At 70.0% G+C, this 12,227-nt stretch carries 13 protein-coding genes; 2 read left to right on the forward strand and 11 right to left on the reverse strand.

Features of this window, described 5'->3' with window-relative positions:
• Positions 1-17 precede the first annotated feature (17 nt).
• Genes O7595_RS13740 through O7595_RS13750 form a run of 3 tightly spaced genes read right to left on the reverse strand, consistent with a single transcriptional unit; the run spans position 18 to position 2,985 of the window.
• Positions 18-608: a Uma2 family endonuclease gene (locus O7595_RS13740; protein ID WP_269728974.1), complete on the reverse strand. Its 591-nt coding sequence runs from the start codon at positions 606-608 to the stop codon at positions 18-20.
• Positions 609-634: 26 nt separating this feature from the next.
• Positions 635-1,537 carry a menaquinone biosynthesis prenyltransferase MqnP gene (gene mqnP, locus O7595_RS13745; protein WP_269728975.1) on the reverse strand — a complete coding sequence of 301 codons (903 nt, stop codon included), beginning with the start codon at positions 1,535-1,537 and terminating at the stop codon, positions 635-637.
• Positions 1,534-2,985, reverse strand: coding sequence for a menaquinone biosynthesis decarboxylase (locus O7595_RS13750; RefSeq protein WP_269728976.1), 1,452 nt, complete (start codon positions 2,983-2,985; stop codon positions 1,534-1,536). Before O7595_RS13750 ends, mqnP begins: the two co-directional genes overlap by 4 nt.
• Positions 2,986-3,070: 85 nt before the next feature.
• On the opposite strand from O7595_RS13750, the gene O7595_RS13755 reads away from it, so the two are divergent.
• The gene (locus tag O7595_RS13755; protein ID WP_269728977.1) at positions 3,071-3,397 is read left to right on the forward strand and encodes a PLD nuclease N-terminal domain-containing protein; all 327 of its coding nucleotides are present in this window, start codon (positions 3,071-3,073) and stop codon (positions 3,395-3,397) included.
• A gap of 19 nt (positions 3,398-3,416) precedes the next feature.
• Positions 3,417-3,872, forward strand: coding sequence for a nucleoside deaminase (locus O7595_RS13760; protein WP_269728978.1), 456 nt, complete (start codon positions 3,417-3,419; stop codon positions 3,870-3,872).
• A gap of 30 nt (positions 3,873-3,902) precedes the next feature.
• On the opposite strand, the gene O7595_RS13765 is transcribed toward O7595_RS13760, so the two are convergent.
• From O7595_RS13765 to hemL, 8 genes are all read right to left on the reverse strand, one after another.
• Positions 3,903-4,433: an SRPBCC domain-containing protein gene (locus O7595_RS13765; RefSeq protein ID WP_269728979.1), complete on the reverse strand. Its 531-nt coding sequence runs from the start codon at positions 4,431-4,433 to the stop codon at positions 3,903-3,905.
• Positions 4,434-4,535: 102 nt separating this feature from the next.
• Positions 4,536-5,615: a c-type cytochrome biogenesis protein CcsB gene (ccsB, locus tag O7595_RS13770; protein ID WP_269728980.1), complete on the reverse strand. Its 1,080-nt coding sequence runs from the start codon at positions 5,613-5,615 to the stop codon at positions 4,536-4,538.
• A complete protein-coding gene (resB, locus tag O7595_RS13775) occupies positions 5,612-7,375 on the reverse strand; it encodes a cytochrome c biogenesis protein ResB (RefSeq protein WP_269728981.1) in 1,764 nt (587 codons plus the stop codon). Before resB ends, ccsB begins: the two co-directional genes overlap by 4 nt.
• 2 nt (positions 7,376-7,377) lie before the next feature.
• The gene (locus tag O7595_RS13780) at positions 7,378-8,118 is read right to left on the reverse strand and encodes a cytochrome c biogenesis CcdA family protein (protein WP_269728982.1); all 741 of its coding nucleotides are present in this window, start codon (positions 8,116-8,118) and stop codon (positions 7,378-7,380) included.
• 2 nt (positions 8,119-8,120) lie between these two features.
• A complete protein-coding gene (locus tag O7595_RS13785) occupies positions 8,121-8,720 on the reverse strand; it encodes a TlpA family protein disulfide reductase (RefSeq protein WP_269728983.1) in 600 nt (199 codons plus the stop codon).
• Between the two features lie 126 nt (positions 8,721-8,846).
• Complete coding sequence (locus O7595_RS13790) at positions 8,847-10,097, reverse strand: hypothetical protein (protein WP_269728984.1); 1,251 nt, start codon at positions 10,095-10,097, stop codon at positions 8,847-8,849.
• 115 nt (positions 10,098-10,212) lie between these two features.
• Positions 10,213-10,905, reverse strand: coding sequence for a histidine phosphatase family protein (locus O7595_RS13795; protein ID WP_269728985.1), 693 nt, complete (start codon positions 10,903-10,905; stop codon positions 10,213-10,215).
• Entirely contained in the window at positions 10,902-12,218 is a 1,317-nt protein-coding gene (gene hemL, locus O7595_RS13800; protein WP_269728986.1) for a glutamate-1-semialdehyde 2,1-aminomutase, read from the reverse strand. The genes O7595_RS13795 and hemL overlap by 4 nt, the downstream gene beginning before the upstream one ends.
• Positions 12,219-12,227: the final 9 nt, after the last annotated feature.

Raw genomic sequence — 12,227 nt, forward strand, 5'->3', positions numbered from 1 at the left:
CCGTGGGCACGGCGCGGTCAGGCCCGGGCCGCGGGATCCACGGGGAGTCCTCCCGTGTCCAGGGTGAGCCTTCCGATGCCCGTCTCCACGACCACCGTCTTGCCGTACGGGAGCGTGTCCCGGCCGAGATAGCCGTCCGGGCCGGGATTCCAGAGCGTGAGGCAGTGAGCCTTGTAGGGATCGAAGACCAGGTAGTGGGGGATGCCGCGCCTCGCGTAGGCCCGGTCCTTGATCTCGTAGTCGTTGCGGACGCTGCCCGGCGAGACCACCTCGACGGCGAGTTCAATGAGGTCGGGCGAGTAGGCGCTCAGGTTCTTCTCGCTCTCGGCCCTCGGGATGACGGCGAGGTCCGGGCAGAACTCGTTCGCGTCGTCGAACGGGATCGTGACGTCGCTGATGAAGTCCCACTCGTCGGAGAGCTGGGCCTCCAGCGCGTTCCACACCGCCCTGATCGTCTTGGCGTGGTGCGGCTTGACGGGACTCATCACGATGGCACCCTCGACGATCTCCGTCCGGTAGCCCGGGAACATGCCCTCGAGCCGGCTGAGCTGCGAGTGCAGACGGTCGATCTCCGAGACGGTGACAGTCACATCGGCCTCCCTGTCCATGCTCTCGATGGTAGGCCGCACGGTAGCTACGGGGTGAGGCCCCGAACGCTCAGATCGATCAGGGCGCACACGAACAGGGCAATGCCGATGAAGCCGTTGACGGTGAAGAACGCGCGGTTCAGCCGGGACAGGTCGTGCGGCGTCACGATCGTGTGCTCGTAGACGAACGCGACCGCGACGATCACCAGACCCAGCCAGAGGAAAGGCCCGGCGCCGGTGGCGAGGGCGTACCAGACGAAGAGGGCCATCGTCACGACGTGGCAGGCCCGGGCGCCCCACAGGGCCGCCGGGATGCCGAAGCGGGCCGGGACCGACTTCACACCCTGGGCCCGGTCGGCCTGCACGTCCTGGCAGGCGAAGATCAGGTCGAAGCCCCCGATCCACACCCCGACCGCCAGCCCGAGGACCACCGCGTCCCACGACCAGGCCCCGGTCACCGCCAGCCAGGCGCCGACGGGACCCATGGCCTGGGCGAGGCCGAGGATCGCGTGCGGGAAGTTCGTGAAGCGCTTCCCGTACGGGTAGACCACCATCGGGACGACCGCGACCGGCGCGAGCGCGAGGCACAGCGGGTTGAGCAGGGCCGCGGCGCCGAGGAAGACCGCGACGGCGACGCCCGCCCCGATCCAGGCGGACCGCACCGACACCGCTCCGGTCACCAGTTCGCGGCCGGCGGTCCGCGGGTTGCGGGCGTCGATCTCCCGGTCGATGATCCGGTTGCAGGCCATGGCGAACGTCCGCAGGCCCACCATGGCGACCGTGACGAGCAGCAGCGTGACCCAGTCGACGCGCCCGTCGCTCTCGAACATCGCGGTGAGGGCGGCGATGTACGCGAACGGCAGCGCGAAGACCGAGTGCTCGATCATCACCAGCCGCAGGAACGCCTTGGTCCGGCCGGGACCCGGTACGGCCGCCGCGGACGCGCTCACAGGCCGTACTCCTTCCACCGGCGGTCGACCAGCGCCGCCGTGTCCGGATCGGAGAGCACCATCTCCGGCCATCCCCCGTCCCGGGTGTAGCCCTCCTCGGGCCACTTCCTCGTCGCGTCGATCCCCGCCTTGCCGCCCCAGAACTGCTGGTAGGAGGAGTGGTCGAGGTGGTCCACGGGCCCCTCCACGACCGTCAGGTCGCGGGCGTAGTCGGTGTTGCCCAGCGCCCGCCACGAGACCTCGTGCAGGTCGTGGACGTCGCAGTCGGAGTCCACGACGACGATCAGCTTGGTCAGCGACATCATGTGCGCCCCCCAGATGGCGTGCATCACCTTCTGGGCGTGCTTCGGGTACTTCTTGTCGATCGAGACGATCGCGCAGTTGTGGAAGCCGCCCGACTCGGGCAGGTGGTAGTCCACGACGTCCGGCACGATGATCTTGAGCAGCGGGAGGAAGAAGCGTTCCGTCGCCCGGCCGAGCGGGCCGTCCTCCGTCGGGGGCCGTCCCACCACGATCGACTGGAGCAGGGGGCGCTTGCGCATCGTCACGCAGTCGATCGTCAGCGCCGGGAAGTCCTCCTGCGGCGTGTAGAAGCCGGTGTGGTCCCCGAACGGGCCCTCGGGAAGCATCTTCCCCGGCTCCAGCCAGCCCTCCAGGACGACCTCCGCCTGCGCGGGCACCTGGAGCGGCACGGTCTTGCAGTCGACCATCTCGATCCGCTTGCCCTGGACGAAGCCCGCGAACAGGTACTCGTCGATGTCCCCGGGGAGCGGCGCCGTCGACGCGTAGGTCACGGCGGGCGGGCAGCCGAACGCGATGGCGACCGGCAGCTTCTCACCCCGCCGCGCGGCCACCTGGTAGTGGTTGCGGCTGTCCTTGTGGATCTGCCAGTGCATTCCGATGGTGCGCTTGTCGTGGCGCTGGAGCCGGTAGAGGCCGAGGTTGCGCACCCCGGTGTCAGGGTCCTTGGTGTGGGTGAGGCCCAGGTTGAAGAAGGACCCGCCGTCGTCGGGCCAGGTGAACAACGCGGGCAGCCGGTCCAGATCGACCTCGTCACCGCGCAGGACCACCTCCTGCACCGGTGCGTCCTTCACCTTCTTCGGCGGCACGTGCGTCATCGCCCCGAGCTTGCCGAACGCCTCGCGCACCCCGACGAATCCGTGCGGCAGCTCCGGCTTCAGCAGTCCGCCGATCTTCGTGCTGATCTCGTCGTACGACTTCAGCCCCAGCGCCTTCAGCAACCGGCGGTCGGTACCGTACACGTTCATCGCGAGGGGCATCGACGAACCGCGTACGTTCTCGAAGAGCAGCGCGGGCCCGCCGGACTTCTGGACCCGGTCGACGATCTCCCCGACCTCCAGGTACGGGTCGACTTCGGCCTTGATGCGCTTGAGGTCGCCCTCGCGCTCCAGTGCCCGGAGCAGCGAGCGAAGATCGTCGTAAGCCATGCCGTCCAGTATCGGCCACTCGCTACGCTGGACTCGTCACGGGGGCCGTTCCACGGCCCCGTTCTCCGCACGCAGGGGGCCGCCAATGCTTCGGGTGCTGATGTTCTTGGTGCCGCTGGCGCTCAGCATCTACGCCTTCATCGACTGCATCTCCACGGACGAGAAGGAGATCCGGCACATCCCCAAGCCGCTCTGGGCGATCCTCGTGCTGCTCTTCCCGCTCGTCGGTTCGATCTCCTGGCTGATCGCCGGAAAGGACCGCGGCGCGCCCCGCTCGACACGGCGGGGCGGCTGGGTGGCGCCCGACGACAACCCCGAGTTCCTGAAGTCCCTCGACGACGAGGGCGGATCCGGGCAGCCCGGGGACCGGGCGAAGGATCCGAAGCGCGACGAGGACCCGGGCACGTCCTGACGACGGGAGGGCCGGGACCATGGACCGGGATCTGGCATTGCGGTGGCTGTCCACGGCCTTCGAGGAGGCGCGCGCCGGCCTCGCGGAGGGCGGCATCCCGATCGGGGCCGCGCTGTACGCGGCGGACGGCTCGCTGCTGGGCCGCGGACACAACCGCCGGGTCCAGGACGGCGATCCTTCGGTGCACGCCGAGACGGACGCGTTCCGCGCGGCGGGGCGTCAGCGCTCGTACCGGGGCACGACGATGGTGACCACCCTCTCCCCCTGCTGGTACTGCGCCGGGCTGGTGCGGCAGTTCGGCATCTCCCGGGTCGTGGTCGGCGAGGCGGAGACGTTCCACGGTGCCCACGACTGGCTGGCGGCGCACGGTGTGGAGGTCGTGGTCCTGGACGATCCCGCGTGCACGGCGCTGATGCGGGAGTTCGTCGAAGACCGTCCGGACCTGTGGCACGAGGACATCGGCGAGGACGGCTGATCCCCGCCGACCCCGTCCCGGCCCGACCGGTCAGGAGCGGGCGGCGTACTCCGCTCGGAGCTGCTCGAAGCGCTCCGGGGTCCAGGCGGACCAGTCCGCGGGCCGGCCGTCGAGCGCGTCGGACAGGTACTCGAAGTGCTGGTGCCAGCCGGCCAGGTTGTCGAGGCGCCGCCCGTCCGGGCCGGAGAACTCGTTGGTGAAGCGCAGCACGGTGGCGAGCGAGTCGGCGGGGGCCGGCTCCATGTGGAAGCGGATGCGGCCGTGCGTCTCGACGGTGTACTCGGCGACGGCCTCCCGGTCCCAGGCCGTGACCCGCCCCGAGACCACGGCCCCGTCGACGCTCTCCTCCGCGTTCAGCCAACGGAGCGTCACCGCGCCGTCCATCCGGGGTTCCAGCAGGTCGGCGGCGGCCAGCCACTGCGGCAGGCCCTCGGGGGTCGCCACGGCGGCCCAGACCCGCACCACCGGGTGCGGCAGATGGAGCACGTAGTGCAGGACGTGGACCGGGCCGTCGTCGCCGGCGCGGGTCTCGCTGGTGCCGTACGGGATCGCTTCCGTCATGGCACCAGCGTCGCCCGCGCGGGCCGGGTCCGCTACCGTGCCTCGCCCACTCGGACGCCTGCCGGGACGTCCCCCGGGGCATCACGGCCCCGGCGCGGCGGCTCAGACCCCCGCGTAGCCGTGGAGGCTGTTCACGAAGAGGTTGACGCCGTAGTAGTTGAAGAGGAAGCAGGCGAAGGCGATCAGCGCGATGTACGCGGCCTTGCGGCCCTTCCAGCCGGCGGTGGCGCGGGCGTGCAGGTACGCGGCGTACGCCACCCAGGTGATGAAGGACCAGACCTCCTTGGCGTCCCAACCCCAGTAACGGCCCCACGCGTCACCCGCCCAGATCGCTCCGGCGATGATCGTGAACGTCCACAGCGGGAAGACCGCCGCGTTGATGCGGTAGGCGAACTTGTCCAGGGACGCGGCGGCCGGCAGGCGCTCCAGCACCGAGCGGGCGAAGGAGCCGGGGCTGCCGCCGTTCACGAGCTTGTTCTCGTAGGAGTCCCGGAAGAGGTACAGCAGGGTGGCGACCGCGCCCAGGTAGAAGACCGCACCGCAGAAGATCGCGGTGGAGACGTGGATCCACAGCCAGTACGAGTGCAGGGCCGGGACGAGCTGGTCGCTCTCGGTGTAGAGCCAGGTGACCGCGATGCCCAGGTCCAGCAGGACCGTGGTGACCAGCGGCAGGCCGATCCAGCGCACGTTCCTCCTGGCGAGGAGGAAGCCGAGGTACGCGCCGACCGCCACCGTGGAGAAGGTGGTGGAGAACTCGTACATGTTGCCCCAGGGGGCGCGCTGCACCGAGACGGCGCGGGTGACGACGCCGGCGGCCTCGACCAGGAAGGCGAGGGCGGTCAGCGAGACCGCGATCCGGCCGTACATGTCGCCCTGCTGGTCGCCGCCGGCCGCGCCGGGGCCGTCGGGCACGTCCCGGGCGCCGACCGCGGCGCGGGTGACGACCGTGGGGCGCTCCAGCACGGCGGTCCCGCCGCCCTTGCGGGCGACCCGGACCTCGGGTGCGGCGGACCCGCCGTCCGCCGTGAGGGCGGCGGCGGTGCGAGCGACCTTGCTGCGGCTGCCGAACGTCCACTCGGCGATGTGCGCGAGGAAGGCCAGGGTGTACACGGCCATGGCCGAGTAGATCAGCACGTTGCTGAACTCGGCGAGGCTCTCGTTGTTGGCGGCGGCGAGATTCACTTCTCAGCCCCTTCGGAGGGAACAGCTTCGGCGGGTTCGGGATCGGGCGCGGTCGGCGCCTCGGCGTTGAGCGACGCGGCCAGGTCGGCCAGTTCCTCGGGGAGCCTCGCGGACTCGCTCCGGCCCAGCCCCGCCATCTCGACGACCGTGACGCCGTCCTCCCCGCGCACGGCGCGCACCCACACGCGGCGGCGCTGGATGAACAGGGAGCCGACGAGGCCGGTGATCGCGGCGACAGCACCGGCGAGGGCGAGTCCGTTGCCCGGCTGCTGGGAGATCTGGAAGCTCGCCCACTCCTTGATCTCCTTCTCGAAGGTGATCGAGCCGGCTCCACCGGGGAGCTTCATCGTCTCGCCGGGCAGCAGGGTCTGCTTGAACACCTCGCCCTTGGCGTCCTCGAACGGCTTCATCTTGCGGGTGTCCAGCTGGTACACGTTCTGCGGGACGCCGGAGTCGACACCCAGACTGCCGTGGTACGCGCTGAGGTTCAGCGCCGGGAAGACCAGGGCCGGGAACTGGGAGAACATCTGGCCGTGGCCCTTGCCCGCGTAGGTGGGCACGAAGAAGGCCGGGAAGCCGAGCTGTTCCTTCTCGCCGTCCTTGTTCCGGTAGCCGTCCAGCACCTTGACGACGCCGGTGGAGCTGACGTTGTCGTCGATGGGCAGCAGCGGCACGGCGGCCCGGTGGACGACCTGGCCCTTGCCGTCGCGGACGGTGACGACGGGCGCGTAACCGTGGGCGAGCAGATAGACCTTGGAGCCGTCGATCTCCAGTGGCTCGTTGACCCGGATGACGGCCTTCTGCTCCCTGCCCTCGGCGCCCTTCGCGTAGGTGACCGCGGCCTCGAAGGTGCGGGGCGTGCCCTTCTGCGGGCCGCTGGGCTCGTACGTGCCGGTGAACTGGTCCAGGGTGAAGCTGAACGGGGCCAGGTCCTCGATGTCGAACATCGACCCGGACCTGAAGTCGTCGTACTGCGTGAGGGTGTTCGCGAAGCCGCCGCCCTCGACGATCAGCTTGCCGCCCTCGGACTTGAAGAGCTGCCCGGCGGCGAAGGCCACGAGCATCACGATCAGGGCGACGTGGAAGAGGAGGTTGCCGACCTCGCGGAGGTAGCCCTTCTCGGAGGCCACGGCGTCCCCGGCGGCATGGGCCCGGAACCGCCGCTTCCTGAGCAGCGCGAGGGCGGCCTCGCGGACCGCCTCGGGCTCGGCCGCGGTGCGCCACGTGGTGTACACGGGCAGCCGGGTGAGTCGCTTGGGCGCAGCCGGCGGACGGCCGCGCAGCTGTCCGGCGAACTGCCAGGTCCTGGGGACGATGCAGCCGATCAGGGAGACGAACAGCAGGATGTAGATCGCGGAGAACCACACCGAGCTGTAGACGTCGAAGAGCTGGAGCTTCTCGAAGATCGGCGTCCAGAACTCGTTGTTCGTCTTCCAGGTGCGGACCTTCACCTCGTCCACGCTGTTCTGCGGGATGAGGGAACCCGGGATCGCGCCGAGCGAGAGCAGGAAGAGCAGGATCAGCGCCACCCGCATGGAGGTCAGCTGGCGCCAGAACCAGCGGATCCAGCCGGTCGTCTCGCGGACGCCCCAGGCGAGCGCGCCCGCGGGACCCGGCGCGCGGCGCCCGCCGAAGGAGCCGGGCACGGCCCGCTCCTGCGGGGCCGTGGACAGCTGCTCACCCGCCCTGCCGAGGTCACCGGCCTCCTCGGCGGCCCGTGCGGCGTCGGTGCTCTCCGTCGTCGTGTCGGTCTTGCTCATCGTCAGATTCCCACCTGGAAGCCACTGGACCAGCTCTGCATCTCCTGCACGAGGATGTCCCACGCGCCGGTGAGCAGCAGCACACCGGTCGCGATCATCATGCCGCCGCCGATCCGCATCACCCAGCCGTAGTGCCGCTTGACCCAGCCGAACGCACCGAGGGCCTTGCGGAAGGCGATGGCCGCGAGCACGAACGGCAGTCCGAGACCGAGGCAGTACGCGGCGGTCAGCAGCGCACCCCGGCCGGCGCTGCCCTGCTGCGCGGAGAGGAACGTCACCGAGGCGAGGGTCGGGCCGATGCACGGGGTCCAGCCGATACCGAAGAGCGCGCCCAGGACCGGTGCGCCCACCAGACCCGTCGCGGGCCGCTTGTGGAAGCGGAACTCGCGCTGGGTGAGGAAGGGCATCAGGCCCATGAAGAACCCGCCCATCACGATCATGAGGACGCCGAGGGCCGTGGTGAGGACCTCGCGGTGCTCCTGGAGGGTCCAGCCGAAGAAGCCGAAGAGGGCCCCTCCGGAGACGAAGACGGCGGAGAAGCCGAGCACGAAGAGCGCGGCCCCGGAGGCCATCCGTCCCTTGCGGGCCTCCGCCAGATCGGTGCCGGTGACACCGGTCACGTACGACAGGTAGCCCGGGACCAGCGGCAGTACGCAGGGGGAGAAGAACGACACCAGGCCCGCCAAAACGGCGACGGGGAGCGCGAGCAGCAGGGCGCCGCTCATGACCGTCTCGTTCTGCATCCCTACTTCTCCGCGACCACGGGGTCGATCATGGAGCGGAGCTGCTTGTCGTCCACTGCCGTCAGGGCGCGGGCCGCGATCTTCCCCTCGCGGTCGATGACGATCGTGCTCGGGATCGCCTGCGGGTTGAGGCTGCCCTTGGGGAACTTGAGAATCAGCTTGCCGATCGGGTCGTGGAAGCTCGGGTAGCCGACCTCGTGGTCCTTCTCGAAGGCGAGCGCCGGTCCCGTCTGCGAGTCGCGGTTGATCCCGATGAACTCCACCCCCTGGCTCCTGGTCTCCTCGGCGACCTTGGCCAGGTAGCGCGCCTCGGCGCGGCAGGGCGCGCACCACGAGCCCCACAGGTTCAGTACGACGACCTTGCCCTTGTAGTCGGCCAGATCGAGCGGCTTGCCCGTGAGGTCCTCGCCGGACAGCCGGGGGGCCGCCATGCGCTTGCCCTCGGCGGCGGTGGAGATCCCACCGGTGTCGGTGACGAAGTTGGTGCCACCACCGCCGAGGGACTTGCCGCCGGCGTCGCCGGCGCATGCCGACAGCGTGAGCGCGGCGGCGAGCGCGCCGAAGGCGAGCAGGATGCGTCGAGGGGCACGGGCGAAGGTCATGTGAAAAGTTTCGCATGAGGGTTCAGGAGATCTTGGCCACCCCCCTTGCTGCCCGTAACGCCCCTTGTCAAGGGTGGTTAAGGAGCGCCGTGCGCCGGATCGGCCCGCCGCTTTCCGCCGTGCCGGCTACACGGCGGTCTTGAGGAAGGCGTTCCAGCCGCCTTCCGGGGACTGTCCGACCTCGAGGGTGCGCAGTTTCGCGAGGATCTTCGGGTCCTGCTCGTCCAGCCAGTCGCAGAACTGCCGGAACGACACCAGCCGCACGTCCTTCTTTCCGGCCATGGACTTCAGGGCCTCCTCGACGGCGTCCATGTATATGCCGCCGTTCCACTGCTCGAAGTGGTTGCCGATGAAGAAGGGCGCGCGATTGGACTCATAGGCCCGCCGGAATCCGCTGAGGTAGGCGTCGGTGGCCTGCCTGCGCCAGCCCGGGTAGCGGGACGGCATGCCGTTGGTCGAATTCCTCGACTGGTTGGCGAGGATGTTGTAGTCCATCGAGAGCACCTCGAAGGAGCGGCCGGGGAACGGCACGGCCTGCAGCGGCAGGTCCCAGACGCCGCCGCGCTTCTCGGGCCATATCTGGCGTCCGCCGGGGGAGCTCGCGTCGTAGCGCCAGCCCAGTTTCTTCGCGGTCGGCAGGAGGTTGTCCTGGCCGAGCAGACAGGGGGTGCGGCCGCCCACGAGTTCCTTGCGGTAGTCGAAGGGCAGCGGCTCGAGGTCCGTCCAGCCGCTGTTGCTCTTCCACCGGGTGACGAAGGACACGGCCTGGTCGATCTCGTTCTCCCATTGGGCCGGCGTCCAATTGCCCACGGAACCCGATCCACCGCAGAAGTGCCCGTTGAAGTGGGTGCCCATCTCGTGGCCCTCGAGCCACGCCTGCCGCACGTACTTCAGGGTGTCCTTGATGTGCGCGTCGGTGAGGTAGCCGATGTCGGAGGCGCCGACCGGATTGTTCGGCGGACGGTAGAGCGATTTCCTGGACTCGGGGAGCAGATAGAGCCCGGAGAGGAAGAACGTCATCGCCGCGTCGTGGTTCCTGGCGAGTTCCAGGAAGCGCGGGAAGAGGCCGTTGCCGACCTCACCCGCGCCGTCCCAGGAAAAGATCACGAATTGCGGCGGGGCCTGCCCCGGTTCGAGCGGAACCGGGGCCTCGGGCTGCTTCGGCTGCTTTCCCGTGTCGGCGGTCGAGCCGTCGCCTATGAGACGCACCGGCTCCTTTCCGGGACCGGGCGCCTTGCCGTCGCCCCCGCCCGCGTCACCGCCGTCCCCCCGCGGCTTTCCCCCGCCGCCCGAACCGACCCCGCAGCCCCCGGCACCGAGGGCCGCGGCGGCACCGAGTCCCGCTCCCAGCAGGCTCCTTCGGGTGATGTTGCGCATGCCGACCGTCCCCGCTTCCCTGTCGCGTCCCCGCACGTACTCGTATGGAGAGAGATGGCGTGCGGAACGGGAAGGTTCCCGGGGCTAGCACGGAGCGTGCGGGACGGCCAGACGGCTATGCGCCAAACGCCTTCGATTTTCCCTTGACCGGTTTGGCACCCGCGAGAAGATGCGCCGGAACGAGATCCCGTGCGGGTTCCGAATACGCGACCGAGACGATCCTGTCGCCCTGGAACGTGAAGGTCGTCAGCGACGCCAGGGTGCACTGCCGCCGGCGCGGGTCGTGCCAGAGCCGACGCTGCTCCACGTAGCTCCGGACGATCCAGATCGGCAGCTGGTGGCTCACCAGGACCGCCTCGTGGCCGCGTGCGGCGTCCCGGGCGGAACCCAGCGCACCCATCATCCGCACCACCTGGTCCACGTACGGCTCGCCCCAGGACGGCCGGAACGGATTGGTCAGGTGCCGCCAGTTGCCCGGCTTGCGCAGCGCGCCGTCGCCGACCCCGAAGGTCTTGCCCTCGAAGACGTTCGCCGCCTCGATCAGCCGCTCGTCGGTGTCCAGGGTCAGCCCGTGCGACTTGGCCACCGGCGCGGCCGTCTCCTGCGCCCGCTCCAGCGGAGAGGCCACCACATGGGTGACGTCGCGGTCGGCGAGGTGCTCGGCGACGCGGTCCGCCATTCGCCGGCCCAGCTCGGAGAGGTGGTAGCCGGGGCGGCGCCCGTAGAGAACGCCGTCCGGGTTGTCCACTTCGCCGTGCCGGATGAGATGGACGACGGTCCTTTCCGTATTCATCCCCGTACCGGTCATGCCGTGGCCTCCGCGGCGGCACGGGCGGCGGCGGGCAGCGCGGCGGCGATGCGCTCGACGGCGGGGTCGTCGTGGGCGGCCGACACGAACCAGGACTCGAAGGCGGACGGCGGAAGGTAGACCCCTTGGGAGAGCATCGAGTGGAAGAAGGCGTTGAAGCGGAAGGCTTCCTGGCGCTTCGCGTCCTCGTAGTCCCGTACCTCGCCGTCGGTGAAGAACACCGAGAACATGTTGCTCGACGTCTGGAGCCGGTGGGCGACGCCCTCCTTGGCCAGCGCGTCCGTGACCAGGCCCCGGACGGCGGCGGAGACCGCGTCGACCCTCTCGTACGCGGCGTCGTCCAGCAGTCGCAGCTGGGCGAGGCCGGCGGCGGTCGCGACCGGGTTCCCGGAGAGGGTGCCCGCCTGGTAGACCGGCCCGGCCGGGGCGAGGTGCCCCATGACGTCGGCACGGCCGCCGAACGCCGCGGCCGGGAAGCCGCCGCCCATGACCTTGCCGAAGGTCATCAGGTCCGGTACGACACCGTCGACGCCGTACCAGCCGGCCTTCGACGTACGGAAACCGGTCATGACCTCGTCGGAGATGTACAGCGCGCCGTTCTCGGCGCAGACGTCCTTGAGGCCCTGGTTGAAGCCGGGCAGCGGTGGGACGACGCCCATGTTGCCCGGCGACGCCTCCGTGATCACACAGGCGATCTCGCCCCGGTGCGCCCGGAAGGCGGCGCGGACCGCGTCCAGATCGTTGTACGGCAGCACGATCGTGTCGCCGGCCTGCGCTCCCGTGACACCCGGGGTGTCCGGGAGCCCGAAGGTCGCGACCCCCGAGCCGGCCGCCGCCAGCAGTGCGTCCACGTGCCCGTGGTAGCACCCGGCGAACTTGATCACCTTGGCCCGCCCGGTGAACCCGCGCGCCAGCCGGATCGCCGACATGGTGGCCTCGGTACCGGACGAGACGAGTCTCACCTGTTCGACCGGGGTCACCCGGGCCACGATCTCCTCGGCGAGCGCGACCTCGCCCTCACCCGGCGTGCCGAACGACGTACCGCGCGCGACGGCCTCCTGCACGGCCGCGGTGACCTCGGGGTGGGCGTGGCCGAGGATCATCGGACCCCAGGAGCACACGAGGTCCACGTACTCGCGGCCGTCCGCGTCCGTCAGGTACGGGCCGGTGCCGGACACCATGAACCGGGGTGTACCGCCCACGGCGCGGAAGGCCCGGACGGGAGAGTTCACGCCGCCGGGCGTCACGAGGGACGCGCGGTCGAAAAGCGTCTGCGAAACTGGGGCGTCATAGGGAAAGCTCACGGAATCCATGGTGTCAGA

This window comes from Streptomyces sp. WMMC940 (genome assembly GCF_027460265.1).
GTDB lineage: Bacteria > Actinomycetota > Actinomycetes > Streptomycetales > Streptomycetaceae > Streptomyces.